Raw genomic sequence first — 24,364 nt, forward strand, 5'->3', positions numbered from 1 at the left:
TCCCCGTGAAGCGACTCATCGTGACCGACGTGGACTCCACCTTCTTCCAGCAGGAAGTCATCGAGCTCATCGCCGAGCATGCCGGCACCCGGGACGAGGTGGCGGCCGTGACCGAGCGGGCGATGCGGGGCGAGCTGGACTTCGCGGCGTCGCTGCGGGAGCGCGTGGCGACCCTGGCCGGTGTGCCGGTCGCCGCCCTCGACACGGTGCGCGCCGCGGTGGAGCTGACACCGGGAGCGCGCGAGCTGGTGGCCGAGTGCCAGGCCCGCGGCTGGGCGTTCGGGCTGGTGTCCGGCGGGTTCGCGGAGATCGTGGAGCCGATCGCCCGGGAGCTCGGGATCGAGCTGCTGCGCGCCAACCGGCTGGAGGTGGCCGACGGCGTGCTGACCGGCCGCACCGTGGGCCCCGTCATCGACCGCGAGACCAAGGCGGCCACCCTGCGCGAGTGGGCAGCAGCCCTGGACATCCCGCTCGAGCACACGGTCGCGGTGGGCGACGGCGCCAACGACCTCGGCATGATCGAGATCGCCGGCATCGGTGTGGCGTTCAACGCCAAGCCGGTGGTGCGGCAACAGGCCCCCCACGCGATCGAGGGCCGTCTGGACGGGGTCCTCGCCCTCCTCTAGCACGTTGAGTGCGGGCTATTCGTGGGCCAGAGGCGTCTCCGGCAACAAATAGCCCGCACTCAGCGAGCCCGCACTCAACGAGGGGGTCAGGCGGGGCGGGTGACCTCTGTCAGGCGGGCCGTCTTGCGGTCCCAGTCCGCCCAGGCCAGATCGGCCTCCAGCACCGAGTAGGTGCCCGTCGGGACACCGACACGCACCTGCGCGAGCGCGCCGTCCTCCGACTCCGGACCCGCCAGCAGCTCGGCCGTGCCCGCCATGGCGGGCTCATGACCGATCACCAGCACGGTGCGCGTGCCGGGGTCCAGCTCGCGCACCATCGCGAGGACGCCGCGCGGCATCGCTCCCAGCAGGTCGTCGGTGAACGCCACCGGCGGCGTGCCGAGGTGCTTGCGCGCGAGGTCCCACGTCTGACGGGAACGCACTGCTCCGGAGACGAGGACGGCGTCGGGCACGAGGCCGGACGCGACCAGGGCCGCGCCGATCTTCACTGCCTGGTCGCGGCCACGCAAAGCGAGCGGCCGCTGCTCGTCGGGAAGTTCCGACGGCGGCTCCGCCTTCGCATGGCGGAGCAGCACCAGCCGCCGCGCGGGCGCCGTTGTGGGCTCCGTGCCCGACGCTCTGCCCATCAAAGCCTCCTGCCCATCTATTGAGCCAGGTCTATTGACCCATGGCGTGCACGCCGCCGTCGACGTGCACGATCTCACCGGTGGTCGCCGGGAACCAGTCCGACAGCAGCGCACACACGGCACGTGCCGCCGGCTCCGCGGTGGTCTGGTCCCAGCCGAGCGGGGCCCGGGTCGGCCAGGCGTCCTCCATCGTCGCGAAGCCCGGGATGGACTTGGCGGCGGTGGTCCGGATCGGCCCTGCCGACACGAGGTTGCAGCGGATTCCTTCAGGCCCGAGGTCGCGCGCCAGGTAGCGGTTCGCGGACTCCAGGCCCGCCTTGGCCACACCCATCCAGTCGTACACGGGCCAGGCGAACTGCGCGTCGAACGTCAGTCCAACGACGGCGCCGCCGTCGGTCATCAGGGACTGGGCCGCCACCGCGATCGACTTGTACGAGAACGTGGAGACGTGCAGCGCGGTGGCGACGTCCTCCCAGGTGCCCGTGAGGAAGTTGCCGCCCATGACGGACTGCGGGGCGAACCCGATCGAGTGCACCACACCGTCGAGCCGTTCGAAGCCCTCGGCACGCACGGCGTCGGCCAGCCCGTCGAGGTTCTCCTGGTTGGTCGCGTCCAGCTCGACCACCGGCGCCTCGACCGGCAGCCGCTTCGCGAAGGCCTGCGTCAGCTTCATCTGCCGCCCGAAGGACGAGAGCACGACCTCCGCGCCTTCCTCCTGAGCGAGCCGGGCGGCGTGGAATGCGATCGACGAGTCCGTCAGCACGCCCGTGACGAGCAGCTTCTTACCTTCGAGGAGACCCATGTTGTCCTTCCGATCGGGCGCAGGCGTGCCGAGGCGACCCCTGCGCTGGGTGCGAGCGTAATGCGGATTGCGGCGAGGAACGAAACTCCGCGCCGTGTCTCATGCCGAGAATGTTGGATATGTTCGGGCAAAACCGCAGGTAGCGGCGCCAGAGTACGGCTCAGTGCCCCATCCCGAGACCACCGTCGACCGGGATGACCGCGCCGGAGACGTAGCCGGCCGCGTCGGACGCGACGAACGACACCACGGCCGCCACCTCGTCGGGCGTGGCGAACCGCCCGGCCGGGATCGTCTTGAGGTAGTGGCCGCGCACGTCCTCGGACAGCGCGGCGGTCATGTCGGTCTCGACGTACCCGGGCGCGACGACGTTGGCCGTGATGCCCCGCGCACCGAGCTCACGGGTGATCGAGCGCACCATGCCCACCAGGGCGGACTTCGACGAGGAGTAGTTGACCTGGCCGGGGCCGCCGGACAGGCCGACGATCGAGCCGAGCAGCACGATGCGGCCCTTGCGGGCCCGGATCATGCCCTTGGACGCGCGGCGCACGCAGCGGAACGTGCCGGTGAGGTTCACGTCGACCACCGACTCGAACTCCTCGTCGCTCATGCGCATGAGGAGCTGGTCCTTGGTCACGCCGGCGTTGGCCACGAGCACCTCGACGGGCCCCATGTCCTTCTCGATGGCGGCGAACGCGGCGTCGACGGCCGCGGAATCGGTGACATCCGCCACATAGGCCTCGACGCCCTTGGGCAGGTCGCCGCCGCGGTAGATCGTGGCGACGCGGTCGCCGTCCGCCACGAAGCGCTCCGCGATAGCGCGGCCGATGCCGCGGGCGGCACCCGTCACGACGACTACTCGGCCGGTGGGACCTGCGGAAATGCTCTGTGTGGCGGGCATGGTGGTCACCTGAACTCCTCGATGCTGAAATGGCGCACGTTCGCATGGAGGCCGCACGTGGCTGGGGCAGCGGCCGGTACCTGGGTCGATCCGGGTCCGCTGCGACGCTACCCCGCGCGTCGCCCCCGCGCCGCGCGCGCCGGGCCACAGGGATGCACCGGTCCTTGTCGGTTTCCTACAATTCGCCCCGGGAACGACCCTCGCCCGGGCTCACGCCGCAGGGAGCCCGCGACCGACGGAGACCACACCGACGACGTGCTCGCCGGACTCCCGGCGGACGTAGACTGACAGGATGAGCGAGCCGGTCCACTCCATCACCTCGGCCCCCGAGCCGCTGGCCGTGGACCAGGCGCGCCGCACGCGCAGCTATCTCATCCAGATGTCCATCCGTGTGGTGTGCATCATCGGCGCGGTACTGGTGGACGGCTGGGTGCGGTGGGCGCTCGTCGCCGCCGCCGTGGTGCTCCCGTACTCGGCGGTGCTCATCGCGAACTCCGGCCGGGACCAGGTCGCGCACGACACCTCGCCCGTGACGCCTCCGGCCGCCCCCGCGCTGACCGAGCTGCCCGAACCCTCCCCCGACGTGCCGAGCACCCCGGACGCCACGAACCGCCCGGACGCACCCGGTACCCCGGGTACCCCCGGCACCGGTCGCGTCATCGACCACGTCGACGACTGAGAGAACTTCCGATGGACCTCCTCGGCCTCTCCGGCCCCGCACCCGACCCCGTGCCCGACGGCGAGCTGATCTGCAGCTCCAAGGGCTGCCGCGCCCAGGCGGCGTGGGGCCTGCTGTGGAACAACCCGAAGCTGCACACGCCCGACCGCCGCAAGGTGTGGCTCGCCTGCGACGAGCACCGTGAGCACCTGGAGCACTTCCTCGCGTCGCGGTCGTTCTGGAAGCAGACGGTGGCGGTGGCGGAACTGGACCGGGTGTCGTGAGCGAGGGCGCCAGCGCCCGGATCGGCGGCGGTGCCGGCGACGACGAGTCCCGCGGCCCGCGGACGACGCGGCAGTGGGTGATCCTGGCCGTGGCCGCCGTGGTCCTGGCCGCCCTCTGCCTCGTGGCGGGGCGCTGGCAGTGGGACCGGTCCGAGGCGCGCAACGCCGAGATCGACCTCGTCAACGCCAACTGGTCGGCGCCCGTCGTGCCCGTGCAGGAGATCCTGGACGGTCCGGGCGCGGTCGTGCCGGACTCGAAGATCTGGCAGCGCGTGGAGCTGGAGGGGCAGTACGTCACCGACGCGACCGTGGTGCTGCGCAACCGGCCCGTCTCCGGCCGCAACGGCTACCACGTGCTGGTCCCGTTCGAGGCCCGGCTCCCGGGGCAGGACATCGTGATCGTGGTCAACCGTGGCACCGTGCCGCTCGGGCGGGACGCGTCGGGACCCCGCGCCTTCCCCCCGCCGCCGTCGGGCACGGTGAACGTCGTCGTGTCGCTGCGGGCGGACGAACCGGTGTCGGACCGCGCCGCGCCTCCCGGGCAGGTGCAGGCGATCTCGACCGAGCAGGTGCTCGCCGCGGGGCCGGACGGCGCCGCGTGGGCCGAGGGCCGCACGGTCGGCGCGTACGGCGCGCTGCGCAGCGAGGACCCCGCGCCGGAGACCTCGCTCAGCACCCTCCCGAAGCCCGACACCGACCCGGGCTCGCACCTCTCGTACGCGTTCCAGTGGGGCATCTTCGCGGTCGGCGCGATCGGCGGATACGTCTTGCTGTGGCGCCGGGAGCGCGGCGCGCTGCGCGGGGAGTCGGTCTCGGCGGGCGACCTGCTCCTCGCCTCCGACGACCAGGCCGACGCCGACGGCGTACGGGCACGCAGACCGGCCCGCGACCGCCGTCCGACCGCAGAGGACGAGGAAGACGCGCTGATCGAGTCCCAGCTGCGCTGAACCGCCTGTCACGGGTCGAGCCTGCCGCGACCCACGCGTCCGGGGGCGACCACACGAATGCGGAGTCCGTTGCTCTACGTAGACATTGTCGACGCAGAGCAACGCACTCCGCATTGCTGGTGTTTCCCCCGGGCGGCGGTCAGGTCCCCGCCGTCAGGCGAGCGAGACCAGCTCCTGGTAGCTGTCGTTCCAGAGGTCCTCGTCGCCGTCGGGCAGCAGCAGGACGCGCTCGGGCTCGAGTGCTTCCACCGCGCCGTCGTCGTGCGTCACCATCACCACTGCGCCCTCGTACGTCTTGAGCGCACCGAGGATCTCGGCGCGCGACGCGGGGTCGAGGTTGTTGGTGGGCTCGTCGAGCAGCAGCACGTTCGCGCCGGACACCACGATCGTCGCCAGGGCCAGACGCGTCTTCTCGCCGCCGGACAGCACGTTCGTCGGCTTGTAGGCGTCGTCCCCGCTGAACAGGAACGAGCCGAGCACCGAGCGCACCTGGGTGTCCGTGAGGTCGGGCGCCGCGTGCCGCAGGTTCTCCACGACGGTCACGTTCATGTCGAGCGTGTCGTGCTCCTGCGCGTAGTAGCCGAGCTTGAGCCCGTGGCCGGGCTCCACCTCGCCGGTGTCGGGCGCCTCGACGCCCGCGAGGATGCGCAGCAGCGTCGTCTTGCCCGCACCGTTGAAGCCGAGGATCACGACGCGGGATCCGCGGTCGATCGCCAGGTCCACCCCGGCGAACACCTCCTGGGACCCGTACGCCTTCGACAGCCCGCTCGCGGTGAGCGGCGTGCGGCCGCAGGGGGCCGGCGTCGGGAAGCGCAGGTTGGCCACGCGGTCGGAGGTGCGCTCGGCCTCCAGGCCGGACATCATCTTCTCCGCGCGCTTGATCATGTTCTGCGCGGCGGTGGCCTTGGTCGCCTTGGCGCGCATCTTCTCGGCCTGGGCGAGCAGCGTGCCCGCCTTCTTCTCGGCGTTCGCCCGCTCCCGCCGACGACGCCGCTCGTCCGTCTCGCGCTGCTCCAGGTAGCCGTCCCAGCCCAGGTTGTACTGGTCGAGCTCGCCCCGGGTCGCGTCCAGGTGGAACACCTTGTTCACGGTGGCACGCAGCAGGTCGACGTCGTGGCTGATCACGATGAACCCGCCGCTGTACGCCCGCAGGTAGTCGCGCAGCCAGATGATGGAGTCGGCGTCGAGGTGGTTGGTGGGCTCGTCCAGGAGCAGCGTCTCGACGCCGCTGAACAGGATGCGCGCCAGCTCGATCCGGCGGCGCTGGCCACCGGAGAGCGTGCCGAGCGGCTGCGCCAGGACGCGCTCGTCCAGGCCCAGGTTCGCGGTGATGATCTGCGCCTCCGACTCGGCGGAGTACCCACCGGCGGACAGGAAGCGCGCCTCCAGCTTGGGGTAGCGCTCCATCGCCGCGTTCTGGGTGGCCTCGTCCAGCGACGCCATCTCGCCCTCGGCCTGGCGCATCTTGGCGATGACCTTGTCCAGGCCGCGCGCGGAGAGCACGCGGTCCATCGCGAGGACCTCGAGGTCGCCGGTCCGCGGGTCCTGCGGCAGGTAGCCGATGTCGGTACCACGCACGATCTGACCGCTCGACGGCTGGGTCTCGCCCGCGAGGGTCTTGGTCAGCGTGGTCTTGCCGGCACCGTTACGGCCCACGAGACCGATCCGGTCGCCCGAGGCGACCCGGAAGTTGGCCTCGCTCAGCAGCAGGCGCGCGCCGACGCGCAGCTCGACGCCATGGGCAGTGATCACGCAGATGGTCCTCACGGTTGGGGTGTGGTGGTTGATCGTTCGGCCCACAGCGGCGGGGGCCGGTCCAGTCTAGTGCCCAACGTCCAGGGATTACGGTGCGTTGCCTCACGTCACCGGCTGGGCGCGACGGGCCTGGACGGCATTGGTGTCGCGACGGTACCTTCACCACCTGGTACTACGTTGTACCTACGTCGTCGTCATGGTGCGCCGGTCACGTCATCGCGGACGTTGCCCGGCGTCCGAAGGGATGAGAGACCCATGCAGATCAGGTTTGTCGCCGTCCTCGCCTCGCTCGCGCTCGCCCTGGGCGCCAGCGCCCTGCCCGACGGCGGGGGTGCCGCACCAGCAGCGGCCGCCCCACCGCCGTCCGACAGCGAGAGCCCACCCGGAACCGTGCCCGGCCACGGCAGCCCGCCCGAAACCTTGCCCGGCCACGACACCTCACCCACCACCACGTTCACCAACCCGATCACCGAGCCGTTCGCCGACACCTACGCCGATCCCGCCGTGATCCGGGGCAAGGACGGCTGGTGGTACCTGTACGCGACGAGCGACCCGCTGGTCTCCGGCGGGCCGTTCGGCAACATGCACGTGGCCAAGTCCCGGGACCTGGAGACGTGGGAGTACGTGGACACGATCTTCGACGAGGAGAACCGGCCGGCCTGGGCCGCGAGCGCCTCGTACTTCTGGGCGCCGGACATCCGGTACGTGGACGGCCAGTACGTCATGTACTACACGGTGACGGACACGGCGGAGAACCCCGACCCCTGGGACTACACGATCGGTGTGGCCACGGCGCCGACGCCGACGGGGCCGTGGACCGACTCGGGCGGTCCGGTGCTCGACCCGCGCCCGGCGGGCGGCGGCGCGTACCTGAACACGATCGACCCCGCGCTGTTCGCGGACCACGACGGGTCGCGCTACCTGTACTTCGGCGGCTTCAACGGGGGTGTCTGGGTCACTGAGCTGGACGAGTCCGGGACCCGGGCGGTGGGTGCGCCCACGCGGGTGACGGTGGCCGACCGGTACGAGGGCGCGTTCGTGGTCAAGCGCGACGGCTGGTACTACCTGATGGGCTCGTCGGCCAACTGCTGTGCCGGCCCCGTGACGGGGTACAGCGTGTACACGGGCCGGTCGCGGTCGCCGCTGGGCCCGTTCACCGACCACGAGGGCGTGAGCCTGAACGAGTCCCGCGTGGGCGGCACGCAGGTGCTGGCGCAGAACGGGAACCGGTGGATCGGCGTAGGGCACCACGCGGTGCTGACGGACGTGTCGGGCCAGGACTGGATGCTCTACCACGCCATCGACAAGGACGAGGCGTGGCTGAACGAGCCGGGTGGCGTGAACCGGCGGCCGACGCTGATCGACCGGATGGACTGGATCGACGGGTGGCCGGTGGTCAACGCGGGTGCGGGTCCCAGCGAGGGGCCGCAGCCGGGGCCGGTGTCGGCGAGCGAGCTCGGCATCGTGAGCGCCGACCCGGTGTCCGGGCCGGGGCTCCGGCGGGTGGCGGGCACGCTCGTCCGGGGGTCCGACGGCGCGGGTGACGCGGGTGCGATCGCGCGCCTGGTGCCGGACCGCCGGGGCGCCGCCGTGGCACGGACGGCACCCGCCCCGCGGGACGTGCGGGTCGAGGCCGACGTGCGGCTGCCCGACGCCGACGGGGCGCTCACGGTCGCCGTCGGCGGTCACGGACCGGCCGGGGTGACGGTGCGGCTGGACGCCGGGGCGCGCGAGCTCGTCGTCGGGCAGGGGCGTGCGCAGCGGCGGGCGGAGGTGCCGGCGAACGTCGACCTGACGTCGTGGCACGTGCTGAGCGTCGAGGTGCGCGACGGCGTGCTCGACGCCCGGCTGTCCTCGAGCGGCCTGGGCGACGTGGACGCGGAGGTGCGGTTCGAGCCGCGCCGCGACCTGCCACGGCGGGCGCCCGTGCGCCTGGTGGCCGACGGCGGCGAGGCGCAGCTCGACAACCTGACCGTCGTGGCGGCGCACGACCCGGTGACCGAGCGCGTCGCCGAGCCGCGGGCCGGGGCCGTGACGTTCGCCGAGGAGTTCGACGGTGAGCTGGACGCGGGCTGGCGGTGGCTGCACGGCCCGGCCGACGTCGAGGTCGCGGACGGCGCGCTGTCGTGGCCGCTGACGGGGCACGACCTGGTGGGGGCCGCCAACGACGCGCCGGCGCTGCTCCGTGACGCGCCGGAGGGCGACTTCGTGCTGGAGGCGACCGTGACCCTGCCGCTGGGCGAGGACACCGTGCGCAACTACCAGCAGGCGGGCCTGCTGGTGCACGCGGGCGACGACGACTTCCTGCGGCTCGCGCCGGTGTCGATCTGGCAGACCCGCCAGGTCGAGTTCGGCAAGGAGCTCACCGCCGACGGGCGCACCTGGTTCGGCGGCCACGTCTCCGGGCCGGTCGCCGACCGCATGCACCTGCGCCTCTTCCACACCACCGACCCGACGACCGGCGAGCACGAGTACCGGGCCGCGTCGTCGCGCGACGGCGAGAGCTGGCGCTTCGGGGCCACCTGGACGCTCCCGGCGGGTACCGACCCGGAGGTGGGCATCTACGCCGGCGGCGGCGCAGCCCCGGCCACAACCGCCACCTTCGAGACGGTGCTCCTCCGCGAGCTCAACTGAGCCCGGCCGTTGAGTGCTGGGTATTCGTGCTGTCGGAACGTTTCGACAGCACAGATATCCAGCACTCAGCGGGGCCAGACCGGGTGTCAGGATGGGAGCATGTCCGCAGCGGAGCACGAAGCCACTTCCTGGCAGCCCGGGAGTGTGCGCGAGGCCGGGGGCGGACTGTTCGCGCTCGCGCTGGCCACGTTCGTCGCCATCACCACGGAGCTGGTGCCCGTGGGACTGCTGCCGCTGATCAGCGACGACCTCGCCGTCTCGGAGGGCGTCGCCGGGCTCCTCGTCACGGCGTACGCGTTCATGGTCGCGGTGCTGGCCGTGCCCCTGACGACCGCGACGCGCCGCCTGCCGCGCAAGACGGTGCTGCTCTCCGCCCTCGCGGTCTACACGGTGAGCAACGTGATCGTCGCCGTGGCGCCCACGTTCGCGCTCGTCGCCACGGCCCGGGCCCTGGGCGGGGCGTCGCACGCGGTCTTCTTCTCCGTGAGCATCGGGTACGCGTCGCGCCTGGTGCGCGCCCACCTCGCGGGGCGGGCGCTGGCGCTCGTCACCCTGGGCGCGTCGGCGGGCTTCGTGCTGGGCGTGCCGCTGTCGACCGCGCTCGGCACGGCAGTGGGCTGGCGCACCGCGTTCCTGGTCCTGGCCGGGGTGTGCGCGCTCGCCGGGGTGCTCACGGCGCTGCTGCTGCCGTCCGTCCCCGGGGGCGGCGCTCCCCCGGCCGACGCCGACCGCGGCGCCCGGCGCACCGCTCTCGCCCGGGTCACGACGGCGAACGCCCTGGCCTACCTCGGCCACTACACGGTCTACACCTACGTGTCGGTGCTGCTCCTGGCCGCGGGGCTCGCCACATCGGCGCTCGGGCCCGCGCTGCTGCTGATCGGCGCCCTCGGCCTCATCGGCGCCGCCTACGCCGCCGCCCGGCTCGACGTGCGCCCCCGGCAGACCACCGTGCTCACCCTGGTCGTCGTCGCCGGCGGGATCCTCGCACTCGGGCTCGCCTTCCCCGGCACGGCGGGCACGCTCACGGCCGCGGCCGTGTGGAGCGTCGGCTTCGGCGCGGTGGCCGCCGTCTTCCAGGCCGCGGCCATCCGCACCCGCGGGGCCTCCCCCGACGTCGTCGGCGCGCTGGTCAACTCCACGGCGAACATCGGGATCGGCGGCGGCGCCGCCCTGGGCGCGCTCGTGCTCGACGGCGCCGGGTTCGCCGCCGTGCCGTACACCGGCGCGGGGATCGTCGCGGCGGCGCTCGTCGTGGTGCTGGCGGCGCGCCGGGCCTTCCCGGCCACGCACGACGTCGGGGCTGACATCGCACACTAAATCCGACAAAGTGCGCCCTTCGCCCTGCTTTACTGCCAGAACGCGCGCAGGCGCCATCTCGGACGTACCGTCCGCTCATGGGCACTGACTCACCGAGCGTTCCCGTCACCCTCGCCGACGCACTGCCGAACCTGCGCACCGGCCGCCTGGCCCGTGCGGACGACCTGACCAACAACCGGCCGGCGAAACATCTGATCGCCCGCCGGCGCGCCTACCGGCGCCAGCACCTCGGCCCGCTGATCCGCGGGCGGCTGCGCGGCGGGTACGACCCGAAGCACCGCGCGCTGAGCCGCCGGATCGCCGGCGTGCGGGGTGTCGCCAACGAGCTCTGGGAGCTCGTGGCCCGGCGACCGATCTGGCGCGTCATCCAGTCGATCGAGGTGCCGTCGACCGGACCGGGGCGCCTGCGCGCGACCGGTTCGGTCCAGCACGACGACACCCTGGAGATCGACCAGCTCGTGATCGGGCCCTCCGGGGTCTACACGATCGAGTCCGTGTACCGGCCCGTCCAGGACGTCACTGCCGATGCCGCGCGGAACGCCGCGCGCCGCACCCAGGAGATCCTGGGCCGGGCCACGCGGGTGCCGATCACCGTGCAGGCGCTGATCGTCTTCGTCCGGACGGACCAGCCGCGCGTCGAGGGCCCGCGCGACGGCGTCGAGGTGCTCACGGCCGACGAGCTGGTGCCGTGGCTCGCGAGCCGGCGGGCGATGCTCACCGACCGCGAGCTGGAGATCGTGCACCTCGCGGCCCGCGACCGGCGCACCTGGACCGCCTGAGCGCCTCGCGGGAACGGTCGCCTCGCGGGAACGGTCGCCTCGCGGGAACGGACGCCACGCGGGAACGGGTAGGTACACCGCTGTCGCGGTAGCGTTGCCGCGTGACCTTCAGCGAGGGCGGGCAGTTCGAGGGTGGCCGGGTCCGCAAGGGCGGTGGCGGGCGCAGGGGCGCCGTCGTCGCGGGCGGCGGTGGTGGCGTGGCGATCGTCGTGGCGCTCCTCTACATGCTGGTGACCGGCAACAGCCCGGCCGACATCCTCGGCGGGACCACCTCCGGCGCCGGAGACACGGGCGAGCAGGCGTACGTGGGCGAGTGCACGGCGGAGCAGGCCAACACCGACCCGGAGTGCCGGCTCAGCGGCGCCGTCGACTCGCTGGACGTGTACTGGGCCGCGACGCTGCCCGAGCAGGCCGGGGTCGAGTACGAGCTGCCCGAGGTCGTCAGCTTCACCGGCGCCGTCGACACCGCCTGCGGTTCCGCGACGTCGGCCACCGGACCGTTCTACTGCCCCGCCGACACGACCGTGTACGAGGACCTCGCGTTCTACGACCAGCTGTCGAGCCAGTTCGGTGCCGAGGGTGGGCCCCTGGCGGAGATGTACGTGACGGCCCACGAGTTCGGGCACCACATCGAGAACCAGCTCGGCCTGTTCGAGCGGGCCGACCGGTCGGGCACGGGCCCGGACTCCGACTCCGTGCGCATCGAGCTGATGGCCGACTGCCTCGCGGGGATGTGGGCGGGCAACGCCGCGACCACCGAGGACCCGGACACCGGCGTGACGTTCCTGGAGCCGATCACGACGGACGAGCTGAACCAGGCGCTGTCCGCGGCCGCGGCCGTGGGCGACGACAACATCCAGCGCCGGTCCGGTGGTGACGTGAACCCCGAGGCGTTCTCGCACGGCAGCTCCGAGCAGCGCGTCCAGTGGTTCACGATCGGTTACAACGGTGGCACCATCCAGGACTGCAACGCGCTGGACGCGTCCTCCCTCTGACCGTATCGTGGGCGCCATGCACCTCAGCGCACGCACGACGACGCCGGACCCCTCCGGCGCGCGCTGACCCTGCAACTCAGCAACCCAGGCCCCGGAGCTCGCTCCGGGGCCTTTGTCATGTCCGGCACCGGGGCGGCTCCTCCACCGAAGGAGCAACCATGCACGACGACACCCTCCCTGCCCGGTCCGAACCCGTCGCCGACCACCGCGACCTCGGCCGCGACCTGCGGATCTTCGCCTCGAGCCCCCTGGTCGGACCCGGCCTGCCCCTGTGGCTGCCCGCCGGCGCCGCCGTACGGTACGAGCTGGAGCAGTACGCGCGCGAGGTCGCGCTGCGCACCGGGTGCGAGCCCGTGTACTCGCCGGTGCTCGGCAAGCGCTCGCTGTTCGAGCGGTCGGGCCACTGGGCCAAGTTCGCGGACGACATGTTCCCGCCCCTGTACGTCGAGGGGCCGGGCGCGGACCCTGGGCCGGGTGAGCCGAGTGAGGCGGGGCCCGACGGCGGGCCCGCGCCGGCCGGTGCCTCGCAGGTGGAGGCCGCCGACGTCGACCCGCTCGTGCTGCGGCCCGCCAACTGCCCGCACCACGCGCAGATCTACGCGTCGGAGCCGCGCTCCTACCGCGACCTGCCGGTGCGGTACTCGGAGCTCGCCCCGATGTTCCGCGCGGAGCGCTCCGGGGTGCTGTCGGGGCTGAGCCGGGTACGGCAGATCAACCTGGACGACGCGCACGTCTTCTGCCGCCCCGACCAGGTAGGGGTGGAGGTGCGCACCGCGCTGGACGCGATTCTCGAGGTGCTCGCGACCCTGGGGATCGAGGTGTCCTACCTGCGGCTGTCCGGCCGGGACGCCTCGGACAAGTGGCTCGGGGCGCCGGAGCGGTGGGCCGACGCCGAGCGGGTGCTGGCCGAGGTGCTGGATGCGGTCCTCGATGCGGCGCCTGACGCGGTGCCGACCGGGGCGCCCTGGCAGGCGGAGCCGGGCCAGGCCGCGTTCTACGGGCCCAAGATCGACGTGCAGGTGCTCGACGCCGGCGGCCACGAGGAGACCCTCGCGACCGTACAGCTCGACTTCAACCAGCCGGAGCGGTTCGACCTGACCTACGTGGCGGCGTCCGGCGAGCGGGAACGGGTGGTCATGATCCACCGCGGCACCGTCGGCGCGATGGAACGCATGGTCGCGTTCCTCCTGGAGCGGCACCGCGGGCGGCTGCCGTTCTGGCTCGCGCCCGTGCAGGTCTGCCTGCTCCCGGTGACCGGCCCTCGGCCCGGGGCCGACGGCGGCGGCGCGGACGGCGGCGAGCACGACGTCGACGGCGAGGTGGGCCGGCTGGCGGCCGCCCTGCGCTCCCGCGGTGTCCGCGTCCGCGTGGAGTGGGACGGGTCGCTGGGCAACCGGATCCGCCTGGCCCGACATCGGCGCGACGCCCTGCTCGGCGTGCTCGGCCCGCGCGAGGCCGAGGCGGGCGAGGTCGCGGTGACCGACCCGGGGTCGGGCGCCAAGGCGTCCGTGCCGCTCGCGGAGCTGGCGGACCGGCTCGCGGAGGCCGCGAAGAACCGGGTGCCGCGGGTCCCGCTGTGAGTAGCACGCCACCAGGACGCCCAGTGCTCGGTGGGCCGGGAGGTCCATGACCAGGGCGGCAGCGGGCGAACCAGTACGACCAGGGGATGACACCCCAGGCCAAGGATCAGGCCTCGGCCTGATGCCCCGGCCCTCGCCGAGTCCGTAGGTTCAGGACTGCCGGCCCGCTGGCCTGCCCACCTGCCGTCCCCGGCGGCAGATGGGCGGGTCAGCGGGCCGGACGACCGATTGAGCAGCGACCGATCCAGCAGCATCGACGACTCGAGGAGCAATCTCGTGGACACCACCGTGTACGTCCCGGCGGACCAGCCGGCCCCTGCGCCGGGCGACACGACAACCGGGGCCGGCGCCTGATGGCCGGCTCCTTCCCCGCCGCGCGACTCACCCTCGGTCAGATGCGCCGCAGCGCGGGGCGCCTCGCGTCAGCGGGCGTCGCCATCCTGATCAGCACGGCCTTCGTCACCGTGACGCTGCTCGCCGGGACCGTCATCCAGGAGACGACCCGCGACGTCGTCGCGGCGGGATACGCCGACTCCGACCTCGTCGTGTCGGCATCGGAGGAGTCCTCCGAGACGTCCGACAGCTCGTTCACCGGTGAGGACGTCGAGGCCGTCGGCTCGGTCGACGGCGTCACGGCCGTCCAGCCCGTCACCAGCTGGTCGGGCAACCTGCGCAACGGCGGCAAGGGCGGCTACCAGACGTTCACCCCCGTCCCCGAGGACCCCCGGCTCTCGCCGCTCGAGCTCACCGACGGAACCTGGCCGGCCGCCGACGACGAGGTGGCGCTGACCCCTCAGGTCGCCGAGCGGCTCGAGGTCGGCCTCGGCGACACGCTGGAGCTCTCCCGCACCCTGTACCCGGAGGGCTGGGCCGAGAGCCAGGCGGAGGATCCGGCGGCCGAGCTCGGCGAGCCGGAGCGGGTCGTCGAGACCCTGACCGTGACGGGCCTCGCCGCCGACCCCTACGGCGCCTACACGATCTCCGGCGGGGTCGCCGCGGTCCCGTCCGCCACGCTCAGCGCCTGGAACGCCGCGGATCCCTCCTCGACGTCGGTCAGCCAGCTGCTCGTCACGCTCGACACCCCGCCCACCGGCACCAGCGTCCCCGCGGCGCTGCGCACCGCGATCCAGGAGGTCGTCGGCACGGACGCCGCTCAGGTGTCCGTCGAGACCACCGAGGCGGCGGCGACGGCGAAGGCCTCCGGACTGACCGGTGGTGAGGACCTCATCTTCATCGTGTTCGTCATGGCGTTCGCCGCCATCGCACTGCTCATCGCCGCCATGGTCATCACGAACACGTTCCAGGTGCTCGTCGCCCAGCGGACCAGGACGCTCGCGCTCCTGCGGTGCATCGGAGCGGGGACCGGCCAGGTCTACCGCAGCGTCCTGCTGGAGGCCGCGATCCTCGGCCTCCTCGCGTCCGTGGTGGGCACCCTGACCGGCCTGCTGCTCGCCCAGGCCGCGCTGCTGACCGTACCGAGCTTCGACCTCGGGGTGCCGATCCCGACGACGATCACGCCGACCGTGCAATCGATAGTGCTGCCGCTCGCCGTCGGCACGGTCGTGACGGTCCTGGCCGCGCTCGCCCCCGCCCGCTCGGCGACCCGGGTCGCACCGCTGGCCGCGCTGCGGCCGTCCGACGCCCCGACGCTCCGCGCCCGCACCGGCCGGGTCCGGCTCGTGTTCGCGATCCTCTCCCTTCTCGGCGGCATCGCGCTGCTCGGCCTCGGCGTCGCCCTCGGCAGTGCGAGCTCCCTGGGAGCCGGTGTCGCCGCTGCGGTCGGCGGCATCGCCTTCACGTTCTTCGGCGTCGTGCTGAGCGCGGTGCTCTGGCTGCCGCGCGTCGCAGCGGCCCTCGGCGCCCTGGTGGCCCGCACGGGTCCCGCCTCCCGCCTGGCGGTCGCCAACACGCTGCGCAACCCGCGCCGCACGGCGGCGACCTCCACCGCGCTGCTCATCGGCGTCACCCTCGTCACCATGATGTCCACCGGCGCAGCCAGCGCCCGCGCGACCTCGGAGCGCGGCCTCGACGGGGCCTTCCCGTACGACGTGAGCGTGTCCACCACCGCACCCGAGTACGTCGAGGGCCTGCGCGACGCCGTCGCCGGAACCTCCGGCGTCTCCGACGTCGCGGTCGTCACCACGGCGACGGGCACGATCGCCGACGCCAAGGAGACGTGGCTGAACGCCGCGGACCCGGACGAGCTGGTCGCCGTGGTGAACGTACCGGAGGAGGCGGAACGGCTCGCGGAGGGCTCGATCCTGCTGACCCAGGACACGGCGGACTGGTTGTCCCTCGATGCGGGCGACAGCACCCCCGTCTCGGGCCCGAACGGCTCGGTCGACCTGACGGTCGTCATCACGGGCTCCAGGCAGCTCGACCGGACCGTCACGCCCGAGGACCTCGCCCGCGTCGCCGACGCCGAGCCCTGGACCGAGATCTGGGGGCACGTCTCGGGTGCCGACACCATGGCGGTGCTGACGGACGTCCAGGACGCCGCCGCGCAGGTCGACCTCGACGCCCAGGTCGTGGGCCCCGCGGCTCAGGCCGAGCAGTTCCGGCAGATCGTCGACATCATCCTCGGCATCATGGTGGGGCTGCTCGCCGTCGCGGTGGTGATCGCCCTGGTCGGCGTGACGAACACGCTGTCGCTCTCGGTCATCGAGCGCACCAGGGAGTCCGCGACCCTGCGGACCATCGGCCTCAGCACGGGCCAGCTGCGCGGCATGCTCGCCGTCGAGGGCGTCCTCATCGCCGGCGTCGGGGCGGTGGTCGGCATCGTCCTCGGGCTGATCTTCGGCTGGGCCGGCGCCGCCACCACGCTGTCCCTCATGGGCGACGTGCAGTACGCCGTCCCGTGGGCGGAGCTCGCGATGTGCCTCGGTGTCGCAATCGTCGCCGGACTCCTCGCGTCGGTCATGCCGGCGCGGACCGCGGCCCGCACCTCCCCGGTGGCGGCGCTCGGGGCGGAGTGAAGGCGCGCCGGGCCTGGTCCGCCGAGGTCAGGCCCGGCGCGCCCGGAACTCGTCGATCGGCCACGACGTCATGGCACCGACGCGGACGGCGGTGACGGCGCCGTCGGCGTCCCGTTCCACCTGGACGGGCTCGCCAACCGTGCTGAACCCGGCGACGGGCTCCTGCACCAGGCGGCCGCCGACCACGACGAGCCGCTGGGCCTGCTCGTCCGGCCGGGCGTAGCGCGGGTTGATCGAGTGCAGGATCCCGCCGAGGTCCACGACGTCGGCCACGCCCCACAGGTTGGCGAAGCGTCCCACGGGGGCGTCGTCGGGGACGGGCGGTACGGGCTCGCCCCCGGCGGCGGACGCCGCGACGTCGTCCGCCGCCGCGAGCGCCAGGTTGATCAGGTGGATCACACCGGTCGCGATCTGGTCGGCGATGCCGTCGACGGAGTTGGTGAGCGAGGAGACGACGAGCCCGTCGACGGGGTCGATCCAGGTGCGGGTGATGTGGCCGGGGTAGCCGCCGGAGTGGCCCACGACCTCGCGGTCGCCGATCGTGCCGAGCGCCATGCCGACGCCGTACCGGCCGCGTTCGGCTCCGCGGACCACCACGCGGGACTCCTCGCGCTGCACGAGGCGCTTGCTCTTGTCGCTGAGCAGCGTGGTGTCGCCGAGCACGTGCGTGGCGCCGTAGCGGACCATCTCCAGCGCGGTGGAGTACCAGCCGGTGGCGGCGGCCATGGCGCGGGTGTCCACGTGCGGGACGACGCGGCGGGTGTCGCCGTGCGCGATGCGGCCGGTGTGGCCGGCGGCGTACTCGGCGGCGCGGGCGGGATCCAGCTCGGTGCCGGTCCGGGTCAGGCCCAGGGGTTCGATGACGGCGACGCGTGCCATCTCGTCGTAGGTCTTGCCGGTGACCTCCTCGATGATGATGCCGAGCAGGCTGTAGCCGATGTTCGTGTACTTGAAGTGCTCGTTCGGCTCGAACACGACGCCCTCGCGGCGCACGCACTCCAGCACCTGTGCCCGGTCGAGGAACGGGCGGCGGTGCTGCCAGAAGTCGCCGTCCGACGAGTCGCGGACGAGGCCGGCCTGGTGGCCGAGCAGCTCGCGGACAGTGATGCCGGCGGCGGCCGACCCGTCGAGCTCGGGGACGAGCTCGCCCACGGCGTCGTCCAGGCGGAGCTTGCCGTGCTCGACGAGCCGCATCACGATGACGGTGGTGAACGTCTTGGAGTGGGACGCGACGCGGAACAGGTGGTCGCTGGTCAGGCTCTCCCCCGTCTCGAGGTTCGCCGTGCCCCAGGCCAGGTCGACGAAGACCTCGCCACGGCGGCCTACTGCGAGCTGCAGGCCGGGCATGCCGTGGTAGGCGGCCTGGAACGAGGCCCAGTCGGCCAGGTAGGGGGCGATGGAGCGGAGGGTCTTGGCGGTGCGGTCGTCGGTCACGGGGAGACTCTGTCAGGTCATCGGCCAGGACGTCACCGGGTTAGCCGACCGGGTGGCCCGCCCGAATGCCCGAGCCCGCTAGCCGAAGTAGATCGAGGAGTGGAGGGCGCAGCGCGGGTTGAACGCGGCCGCGCAGGCCGGGCAGCGCCCGGCGCCCTGGTACTCCGCGACGGTCAGCTCGGTCCAGCACGCGCCGCACAGCACCGCCCGCACGTCGCCCGCTCCGGCCGGCCACGGCCGCGACGGGTGGTCCGCGGTGCGGTCATGGCACAGGTGGCAGGGGTAGTAGCGGCCGCAGCAGGCGAACCGGACAGCGATGATGTCGAGCGGTGTCCGGTAGTGGATGCATCTCGTCTGCTCGTCGACCGTGGGGCCGAGCACCACCGGCCTCATCGCACGCCCCGTGCGGCGAGGGCCTCGCCGAGCTCGTCCGCGTGCTTGAGCGCCATGACCAGGAACGGCATGGCGAAGTGTCGCAGGCTGCGCCCGCCACCACGGGCCCGCTGTGCCTCGCGGACGGTGCGGGCCAGGCTCGCGAGCACGGGCAGCGTGCTCAGCGTGACGGTCAGGGTCAGCGCGGCCCGGCCGGGGTCGATACGCAGCCGCGCGAGCGGCTGCATCGCGCGCTCGACCGTCTCCAGCAGCTCGGTCGCCCGGGTGGTCAGCGCGAGGAGCCCGGCGAGCGCCACGGCCACGGCGACCCGGGAGGTGTTCGCCGCGGCGCTCTCCGGACCGAGGAAGATCAGCTGGCCGACGAGGGTCACGCCGACGATCCAGCGGGTCGCGACGAGCTGACGGCCCAGCTCGCGCATCCCGGCACCGGGTACGGCGTAGCACGCGAGGCAGACGCCGGCCATGACCCCGGCGGCCCACCAGGTCGCCGGGAGCAGGCAGATGCCGAGCACGACGAGCAGGAGGAGGGCCGTCTTGGGCCCTGCTCGCAGCCGGTGCCACGGACCGTCGCCGGGCCGGTACAGGGTCACCACGGGATACCTGCCTCGTACGTCTCGATCACGTGCGCGGGTGGTCCCACCTGGGTCACCGTCCCGTCCTGGACGAGCACCGCCGTGTCGCAGCGCTGCGCGAGCCGCAGGTCGTGCGTCACGAGGACCAGCCGGTGCGACGCGTCCGGGTGCGACGTGTCGGCGAACAGGTGGTCCGCGACCCGGCGGGCGTTGCGCGCGTCCAGGTAGGCGGTCGGCTCGTCCGCGACCACCAGGTCCGGGCGCCGGACGAAGGCGCCGCACAGGGCGAGCAGCTGCTTCTGGCCGCCGGACAGGTCGTGCGACGACCGGTCGGCGAGGTCGGCGAGGCCGAACCGGTCGAGCGCCGCCCCGACGCGCCGGGCCTTCTCGGCGCGTGGCAGCTTCTCGGCGCGGAGCGAGAACGCGACGTCCTCCGCCACCGTGGGCATGACGATCTGCGCGTCCGGGTTGCTGAAGATCACCGCGACGCGGCGGCGCAGCTCCGCGGCCTGCCGTACCGGGTCGAGGCCGAGGACCCGCACGGTGCCCTCGTTCGCGGCGACCAGTCCGCTGAGCAGGCGCGCGAGCGTCGACTTGCCCGAACCGTTCTCCCCGACGACGGCGATGGACCGCGCGTCCAGCGCGAGCGTGACGTCGCGCAGCACGTCCGTGTCGCCCAGGCGCACGTGCACGCCCTGGAGCTGGACGCCGCTCACCGGACCACCTCGAAGAGGGCCGCGACGCCCAGCCCGCCGCCCACGGACGCCGCCGCGACACCGAGCGTCCCGGCGGGGGCGCCCGCCCGGACGAGCCGCCCGAACAGGCGCACCACGCTGACCGCGCCGCTCGCGCCCCACGGGTGGCCCAGGGCCAGCGCTCCGCCGTCGGCGCACACGCGCGGGTCGTCGTCGTCGAGACCGAGGCGGCCGAGCACGGCCAGCGACTGGGCCGCGAACGCCTCGACGATCTCGAACGCGGCGACCTCGCGGACGTCGGCTCCGGCGGAGTCGAGGGCCGCGCGCACGGCCGGCGCGGCCCCGATCCCGGGCAGTGCGGGATCGCAGCCGACCACCGCGTGCGCCCGCAGCGCGAGCCCCGGCGCGGAGCCCGCCAGCCCGCGCGGCACGACGGCGACCGCCGCGGCCCCGTCGCTGATGCGCGTGGACGTCCCGGCGGTCAGGGTGCCGTCGTCGAACAGGACGGGCAGCCGGGACAGCACCCGCTCGGCGACCCCGACGGAATCGTCCGCGGTCAGCCCGGCCACCGGGACGAGCTCGGCCGCGAACCGTCCGGCATCGCGGGCGGCGAGCGCCCGGCGATGGCTGCGTGCGGCGTGCGCGTCCTGTCGTTCCCTGCTGAGGCCGTCGGTCGAGGCCAGGTCCTGCGCGGCCCGCACCATGTCCGGGTCGGGCCACCCCGCCGGGGTGAACGGGGCACGGTCGTACCGCACACCGTCGACCGACCGGGCCGGCGCCGTCGACGCGCTCTCGACCCCACCGGCGATCCGCGGACGGTCGTCCCCGGCGTGGATCGCCGTCGCGGCGTCGAGCACCGCGGCGAGTCCGCTGCCGCACTGCCGGTCCACGGTCGCGCCGGGGACCTCGACCCCCAGCCCCGCCGCGAGGGCGGCGACGCGCGCCGGGTTGCCGCCCGGGCCCATGCAGTTGCCCAGCACGACGTCGGCGACGGCGAGCCGGCGTCCGACGGCGCCCTCCGCATCGGCGCGCACGGCGCGCAGGACGGGTGCGGCGAGCTGCCCGACGTCCAGGGACGCCAGTGCCCGCCCGCGGGTACCGATCGGCGTCCGGCGGGCCGCGACGACCATCGCTTCATCCGGCAACCCTGCTCACCTCCCCGGCGAGCGCGCGGCGGACGACGTCGGCCCGGGCCGGCTTTCCCGAGGTGCTGCGCGGCAGCTCCCCGGTGAACCAGATCCGGGGCCGGTGCGCCGGTCCCAGCCGGTCGGACAGGACATCGCGCAGCGAGCCCGTGGTGATCGTGGGGTATCCGGGAGCGGGTTCCAGCATCGCGGCGACGAGCGCTCCGACACCGCCGGCGGGGACCCCGAAGACGACGGCGTCCGCGACACCGGGAACCTGCCGGAGCTCGGCCTCGACCTCCTCGGGGATCACGGTCGCCGAGGCGGTGATGATGGCGCCGTCGGCGCGGCCGCGCAGCCGCAGGGCGCCGGGGCCAGGGCCGGGGGCGGCGGGGCCGGCGTTCAGCTCGGCGAGGTCGCCGACCGTGGCCCAGGCCCCGTCGGTCCGCAGCGGTCCGCCGTCGCCGAGGTAGCCGAGGGCCGTGAAGGGCGACCGCACCCAGACCTCGCCGCCGCGCACGTCGACGTCCACCCCAGGGAAGGAACGCAGCCCGGTGCCGTCGTCGACCGCGACGAACGAGAGCTCCGCCGCGCCGTAGTAGGCGACCACCCGGATGCCCCTGGACTCGGCCTGCGCACGCAGGTCCTGGTCCAGGTGGGAACCGCCGACCAGTGCGGTCCGCAGCCGCGACAGCCTGCCGCCGTCGAGCAGCGTGCGCAGCGCGTGCGGTGTGCCATGGAACGACGTGGCCGCCGCGAGGCCCTCGTCGTCCCCCGGGAACACCGGGCGCGGGCCGCCGCTCAGGGCGTGCGCCACGGAGAACAGGGTGAGCGAGGACGCCGGCGGCGCGGGCAGGACGACCGCCCGCTCCGCCTCCGGCACGGCGGGGTCGGACAGGAGGTTTGAGACAGCCGGGAACGAGCGCTCCCAGGATGCGGCCGTGCGCAGCACGACGCGCGGCGTGCCGCTGCTCCCGGAGGTGAGCGACGCCCAGGCCGCGCCCCGCGGCGGGCGCGCGTCTCGAACGAGATCGTGCACGGCGGCGCGCTGCGCATCGGGCCAGCGGTCGTCGCCGACCAGCGGGACGTCACCCGCGGCGCGCACCTCCCGGATCCGGTCGACCAGGTCGTGCGCGACGCCGTGCAGCACGACGATGCGTGCGGTCATGGGGCCGACGGCGTCGGGGCGTCGGTCTCCTGGGTCTCCTGTCGGGCGCTCGGGCGCCAGGTCCGCCGGAACGCACGGGGATACGCGCGCAGGAGCGTCGAGACGGTGAGCGTCGCCAGCGCGGCCTTGACCAGGTCGCCGGGGAGGAACACCAGGCTGGTCAGCGCCGTCTCCGCGAGCGGCAGCCGTGTGACCAGGCTCTGCACCGGGATGCCGAAGGCGTAGACCACGAGGATGCCGCCGACCAGCATGGCGAGCGCCGTCCGCCACACCGCCGGCTTGCGGGCGGACGAGTGCACGATCAGCCCGATGACGAACGCCCCCGCGATCCAGCCGATCAGGTAGCCGGCGGACGGTCCGACGAACACGCTGATGCCGCCGCGGCCGCCGGCCAGCAGCGGGAGCCCCACGGCGGTGAGGGTGAGCAGTGCGATGATGGACAGCGCCCCGAGCCGCGGGCCGAGGATCGCGCCGGCGAGCATGACCCCGAAGGTCTGCGCCGTGATGGGCACACCGCCGAGGACGCTGAAGCTGCCCGGCAGGCCGAGGGCCGCAACCAGCGCGGCGAATACCGCGACGCGCGCCAGATCGGTCGTGTCGAGCACCCTGCGCCGTGGTCCGTGATCGTCTCGCACTCGCTTCTCCTTAACGGTGTTCACTTGAACAGCGTTCAGTACCATACTGTCGTGATGAGCGGATCACCAAGCGGACGCCGGCACACCCGCGACGACGTGTCCGAGGTGGCCCTGCGCCTCCTGGACGAGTACGGGCTGCCCGACCTGACGATGCGCCATATCGCCGCCGCTCTCGAGGTCCGGGCCAGTGCCCTCTACTGGCACTTTCCGAACAAGCAGGCGCTGCTCGCCGCGGTCAGCGCGCGGATCCTCCGGCCGATGGAGGACGTGCGCGTCGAGGAGATGTCCGTCTCCGAGACGGTCCGCCGGCTGGGCGCACGACTGCGCGAGTGCCTGCTCGCCTATCGCGACGCCGCCGAGCTGGTGTCGAGCTCGCTGGCGCTCGGGCTCGTCGACTCCCCCGTCCGCCCACAGCTCATGACGGTCACCCGCCGCGACGGCGTGCCGGACTCGCTGTCCCGGGTCGCCGCGGAGGCCGTCATGCACTTCGTCGTCGGGTACACGTTCCACGAGCAGCAGCGCCTGACCGCGGACTCGTTCGGGCTGCTGGCCGCGGACGCGTCGTCGCTGAACCCGGAGAACGCGACCGCGCGGCCGTCGGACGGCGGGGACTTCGAGGAGGCCCTGAAGATGATCGCCGACGGGCTCCAGGTGTCGGTGCGTCAGCACACGGAGACGTCGACGGGCTGATTGGGCGGCTGACCGGGCGCTGGTCCTCAGCGCTGACGCACGTGCCGTGGCGCGTCCTGGTCCGGCACGCCACGCGCGGAGCGGCGTCGCAGCGTGTGCACGAGCCACCAGGCCAGCAGCGCGACGACCACGACGACCACGACCTTCTGGAACACTCCGACGCCCTCCTCGACGAGGTGCCACTGCTCCCCCAGCAGGTAGCCGGCACCGACGAGCAGGGTGTTCCAGAGCGCGGAGCCGAGCGTCGTGAACGCGAGGAATCGGCCCAGTGGCATGCGCTCCACGCCCGCGGGTACGGAGATGAGGCTGCGCACGATGGGGATGAGCCGGCCGACCAGCACGGCCTTCTGCCCGTGCCGGGTGAACCAGTTCTCGGCTTTGTCCAGGTCCTCCAGCGAGACGAGCGGCATCCGGTCGACGATCGCGCGCAGCCGGTCGCGGCCGAGCCACGCTCCGAGGGCGTAGAGGATGATGGCGCCGGCCACGGACCCCGCCGTCGTCCACACGAGGACCTGCCAGAGCACGAGGCTGCCCTGCGCCGCGGTGAAGCCTGCCAGGGGCAGGATCACCTCGCTGGGCAGGGGCGGGAACAGGTTCTCCAGGGCGATCGCGACGCCCGCGCCCGGGGCCCCGAGGGTCTCCATGAGGCCGATCGCCCAGTCGGCGACGGTCGAGGTGAAGCTGTGTGTCGTCATGGCCAGGACGCTATGGATCTGGACGTGTCGGGCGCGCTGGGCCTGTCCGCACGGCTGGGCGGATTCGCCGCAGGGCGGGGTG

Annotated in this window: 23 protein-coding genes; 11 read left to right on the top strand and 12 right to left on the bottom strand. The window is 73.4% G+C overall.

What is annotated here, in order from left to right:
• The first annotated feature begins 5 nt into the window (after positions 1 to 5).
• The gene (serB, locus tag ACFSL2_RS05815; RefSeq protein WP_377196940.1) at positions 6 to 626 is read left to right on the top strand and encodes a phosphoserine phosphatase SerB; all 621 of its coding nucleotides are present in this window, start codon (positions 6 to 8) and stop codon (positions 624 to 626) included.
• 86 nt (positions 627 to 712) lie between these two features.
• Here the strand turns inward: serB and ACFSL2_RS05820 are convergent, their stop codons facing one another.
• The 3 genes from ACFSL2_RS05820 to fabG form a co-directional block, all read right to left on the bottom strand.
• Complete coding sequence (locus tag ACFSL2_RS05820) at positions 713 to 1,252, bottom strand: SixA phosphatase family protein (protein ID WP_377196941.1); 540 nt, start codon at positions 1,250 to 1,252, stop codon at positions 713 to 715.
• A gap of 31 nt (positions 1,253 to 1,283) precedes the next feature.
• The gene (fabI, locus tag ACFSL2_RS05825) at positions 1,284 to 2,054 is read right to left on the bottom strand and encodes an enoyl-ACP reductase FabI (RefSeq protein WP_377196942.1); all 771 of its coding nucleotides are present in this window, start codon (positions 2,052 to 2,054) and stop codon (positions 1,284 to 1,286) included.
• Positions 2,055 to 2,214: 160 nt separating this feature from the next.
• On the bottom strand, positions 2,215 to 2,952 hold the full coding sequence (fabG, locus tag ACFSL2_RS05830; RefSeq protein WP_377200771.1) for a 3-oxoacyl-ACP reductase FabG: 738 nt from the start codon (positions 2,950 to 2,952) through the stop codon (positions 2,215 to 2,217).
• A gap of 292 nt (positions 2,953 to 3,244) precedes the next feature.
• On the opposite strand from fabG, the gene ACFSL2_RS05835 reads away from it, so the two are divergent.
• The 3 genes from ACFSL2_RS05835 to ACFSL2_RS05845 are packed head-to-tail and all read left to right on the top strand — an operon-like array spanning position 3,245 to position 4,841.
• Positions 3,245 to 3,631: a DUF3099 domain-containing protein gene (locus ACFSL2_RS05835; protein WP_377196943.1), complete on the top strand. Its 387-nt coding sequence runs from the start codon at positions 3,245 to 3,247 to the stop codon at positions 3,629 to 3,631.
• An 11-nt stretch (positions 3,632 to 3,642) separates the two neighbouring features.
• Entirely contained in the window at positions 3,643 to 3,894 is a 252-nt protein-coding gene (locus ACFSL2_RS05840; RefSeq protein WP_377196944.1) for a hypothetical protein, read from the top strand.
• Positions 3,891 to 4,841 (top strand): SURF1 family cytochrome oxidase biogenesis protein, encoded by a 951-nt coding sequence (locus tag ACFSL2_RS05845; protein WP_377196945.1) that lies wholly within the window; start codon positions 3,891 to 3,893, stop codon positions 4,839 to 4,841. Before ACFSL2_RS05840 ends, ACFSL2_RS05845 begins: the two co-directional genes overlap by 4 nt.
• A 153-nt stretch (positions 4,842 to 4,994) precedes the next feature.
• Here ACFSL2_RS05845 and ACFSL2_RS05850 read toward each other — a convergent pair whose 3' ends face one another.
• The gene (locus ACFSL2_RS05850; RefSeq protein ID WP_377196946.1) at positions 4,995 to 6,593 is read right to left on the bottom strand and encodes an ABC-F family ATP-binding cassette domain-containing protein; all 1,599 of its coding nucleotides are present in this window, start codon (positions 6,591 to 6,593) and stop codon (positions 4,995 to 4,997) included.
• A 258-nt stretch (positions 6,594 to 6,851) separates the two neighbouring features.
• Between ACFSL2_RS05850 and ACFSL2_RS05855 the strand changes: the two genes are divergently transcribed.
• The 6 genes from ACFSL2_RS05855 to ACFSL2_RS05880 all read left to right on the top strand — a co-directional run bounded on the left by ACFSL2_RS05855 (position 6,852) and on the right by ACFSL2_RS05880 (position 16,876).
• Complete coding sequence (locus tag ACFSL2_RS05855; RefSeq protein ID WP_377196947.1) at positions 6,852 to 9,230, top strand: glycoside hydrolase family 43 protein; 2,379 nt, start codon at positions 6,852 to 6,854, stop codon at positions 9,228 to 9,230.
• Positions 9,231 to 9,329: 99 nt separating this feature from the next.
• Positions 9,330 to 10,547 (top strand): MFS transporter, encoded by a 1,218-nt coding sequence (locus ACFSL2_RS05860; protein ID WP_377196948.1) that lies wholly within the window; start codon positions 9,330 to 9,332, stop codon positions 10,545 to 10,547.
• A gap of 77 nt (positions 10,548 to 10,624) precedes the next feature.
• A complete protein-coding gene (locus ACFSL2_RS05865; RefSeq protein WP_377196949.1) occupies positions 10,625 to 11,326 on the top strand; it encodes a hypothetical protein in 702 nt (233 codons plus the stop codon).
• A gap of 101 nt (positions 11,327 to 11,427) precedes the next feature.
• Positions 11,428 to 12,321, top strand: a complete 894-nt coding sequence (gene ypfJ, locus ACFSL2_RS05870; RefSeq protein WP_377196950.1) for a KPN_02809 family neutral zinc metallopeptidase — start codon at positions 11,428 to 11,430, stop codon at positions 12,319 to 12,321.
• Positions 12,322 to 12,479: 158 nt separating this feature from the next.
• The gene (locus ACFSL2_RS05875) at positions 12,480 to 13,901 is read left to right on the top strand and encodes an aminoacyl--tRNA ligase-related protein (RefSeq protein WP_377196951.1); all 1,422 of its coding nucleotides are present in this window, start codon (positions 12,480 to 12,482) and stop codon (positions 13,899 to 13,901) included.
• A gap of 395 nt (positions 13,902 to 14,296) precedes the next feature.
• The gene (locus tag ACFSL2_RS05880) at positions 14,297 to 16,876 is read left to right on the top strand and encodes an FtsX-like permease family protein (RefSeq protein ID WP_377196952.1); all 2,580 of its coding nucleotides are present in this window, start codon (positions 14,297 to 14,299) and stop codon (positions 16,874 to 16,876) included.
• Between the two features lie 27 nt (positions 16,877 to 16,903).
• On the opposite strand, the gene ACFSL2_RS05885 is transcribed toward ACFSL2_RS05880, so the two are convergent.
• From ACFSL2_RS05885 to ACFSL2_RS05915, 7 genes are all read right to left on the bottom strand, one after another.
• Positions 16,904 to 18,310, bottom strand: a complete 1,407-nt coding sequence (locus ACFSL2_RS05885; protein WP_377196953.1) for a serine hydrolase domain-containing protein — start codon at positions 18,308 to 18,310, stop codon at positions 16,904 to 16,906.
• A gap of 78 nt (positions 18,311 to 18,388) precedes the next feature.
• On the bottom strand, positions 18,389 to 18,703 hold the full coding sequence (locus ACFSL2_RS05890) for a CHY zinc finger protein (RefSeq protein ID WP_377196954.1): 315 nt from the start codon (positions 18,701 to 18,703) through the stop codon (positions 18,389 to 18,391).
• Positions 18,700 to 19,296, bottom strand: a complete 597-nt coding sequence (locus tag ACFSL2_RS05895) for an energy-coupling factor transporter transmembrane component T family protein (RefSeq protein WP_377196955.1) — start codon at positions 19,294 to 19,296, stop codon at positions 18,700 to 18,702. Before ACFSL2_RS05895 ends, ACFSL2_RS05890 begins: the two co-directional genes overlap by 4 nt.
• Positions 19,290 to 19,991: an energy-coupling factor ABC transporter ATP-binding protein gene (locus ACFSL2_RS05900; RefSeq protein WP_377196956.1), complete on the bottom strand. Its 702-nt coding sequence runs from the start codon at positions 19,989 to 19,991 to the stop codon at positions 19,290 to 19,292. The genes ACFSL2_RS05895 and ACFSL2_RS05900 overlap by 7 nt, the downstream gene beginning before the upstream one ends.
• Entirely contained in the window at positions 19,988 to 21,100 is a 1,113-nt protein-coding gene (locus ACFSL2_RS05905; protein ID WP_377200772.1) for a thiolase family protein, read from the bottom strand. Before ACFSL2_RS05905 ends, ACFSL2_RS05900 begins: the two co-directional genes overlap by 4 nt.
• 4 nt (positions 21,101 to 21,104) lie before the next feature.
• Entirely contained in the window at positions 21,105 to 22,262 is a 1,158-nt protein-coding gene (locus ACFSL2_RS05910) for an AMP-binding protein (RefSeq protein WP_377196957.1), read from the bottom strand.
• Positions 22,259 to 22,897: a biotin transporter BioY gene (locus tag ACFSL2_RS05915; protein ID WP_377196958.1), complete on the bottom strand. Its 639-nt coding sequence runs from the start codon at positions 22,895 to 22,897 to the stop codon at positions 22,259 to 22,261. The genes ACFSL2_RS05910 and ACFSL2_RS05915 overlap by 4 nt, the downstream gene beginning before the upstream one ends.
• A 54-nt stretch (positions 22,898 to 22,951) precedes the next feature.
• Here ACFSL2_RS05915 and ACFSL2_RS05920 point away from each other — a divergent pair, with 54 nt between their 5' ends.
• Complete coding sequence (locus ACFSL2_RS05920) at positions 22,952 to 23,587, top strand: TetR/AcrR family transcriptional regulator (protein WP_377196959.1); 636 nt, start codon at positions 22,952 to 22,954, stop codon at positions 23,585 to 23,587.
• Between the two features lie 26 nt (positions 23,588 to 23,613).
• Here ACFSL2_RS05920 and ACFSL2_RS05925 read toward each other — a convergent pair whose 3' ends face one another.
• A complete protein-coding gene (locus ACFSL2_RS05925) occupies positions 23,614 to 24,282 on the bottom strand; it encodes a DedA family protein (RefSeq protein WP_377196960.1) in 669 nt (222 codons plus the stop codon).
• Positions 24,283 to 24,364 lie beyond the last annotated feature (82 nt).

This window comes from Promicromonospora aerolata, assembly GCF_042682255.1.
GTDB classification, from domain to species: domain Bacteria; phylum Actinomycetota; class Actinomycetes; order Actinomycetales; family Cellulomonadaceae; genus Promicromonospora; species Promicromonospora aerolata.

Excerpts from the sequence above, each read along its gene's own strand:
- ACFSL2_RS05820 (WP_377196941.1), bottom strand. The coding sequence starts at position 1,252 with ATGGGCAGAGCGTCGGGCACGGAGCCCACAACGGCGCCCGCGCGGCGG.
- fabI (WP_377196942.1), bottom strand. The coding sequence starts at position 2,054 with ATGGGTCTCCTCGAAGGTAAGAAGCTGCTCGTCACGGGCGTGCTGACG.
- fabG (WP_377200771.1), bottom strand. The coding sequence starts at position 2,952 with ATGCCCGCCACACAGAGCATTTCCGCAGGTCCCACCGGCCGAGTAGTC.
- ACFSL2_RS05835 (WP_377196943.1), top strand. The coding sequence starts at position 3,245 with ATGAGCGAGCCGGTCCACTCCATCACCTCGGCCCCCGAGCCGCTGGCC.
- ACFSL2_RS05840 (WP_377196944.1), top strand. The coding sequence starts at position 3,643 with ATGGACCTCCTCGGCCTCTCCGGCCCCGCACCCGACCCCGTGCCCGAC.
- ACFSL2_RS05855 (WP_377196947.1), top strand. The coding sequence starts at position 6,852 with ATGCAGATCAGGTTTGTCGCCGTCCTCGCCTCGCTCGCGCTCGCCCTG.
- ACFSL2_RS05860 (WP_377196948.1), top strand. The coding sequence starts at position 9,330 with ATGTCCGCAGCGGAGCACGAAGCCACTTCCTGGCAGCCCGGGAGTGTG.
- ACFSL2_RS05865 (WP_377196949.1), top strand. The coding sequence starts at position 10,625 with ATGGGCACTGACTCACCGAGCGTTCCCGTCACCCTCGCCGACGCACTG.
- ACFSL2_RS05875 (WP_377196951.1), top strand. The coding sequence starts at position 12,480 with ATGCACGACGACACCCTCCCTGCCCGGTCCGAACCCGTCGCCGACCAC.
- ACFSL2_RS05880 (WP_377196952.1), top strand. The coding sequence starts at position 14,297 with ATGCGCCGCAGCGCGGGGCGCCTCGCGTCAGCGGGCGTCGCCATCCTG.
- ACFSL2_RS05890 (WP_377196954.1), bottom strand. The coding sequence starts at position 18,703 with ATGAGGCCGGTGGTGCTCGGCCCCACGGTCGACGAGCAGACGAGATGC.
- ACFSL2_RS05905 (WP_377200772.1), bottom strand. The coding sequence starts at position 21,100 with ATGGTCGTCGCGGCCCGCCGGACGCCGATCGGTACCCGCGGGCGGGCA.
- ACFSL2_RS05910 (WP_377196957.1), bottom strand. The coding sequence starts at position 22,262 with ATGACCGCACGCATCGTCGTGCTGCACGGCGTCGCGCACGACCTGGTC.
- ACFSL2_RS05920 (WP_377196959.1), top strand. The coding sequence starts at position 22,952 with ATGAGCGGATCACCAAGCGGACGCCGGCACACCCGCGACGACGTGTCC.
- ACFSL2_RS05925 (WP_377196960.1), bottom strand. The coding sequence starts at position 24,282 with ATGACGACACACAGCTTCACCTCGACCGTCGCCGACTGGGCGATCGGC.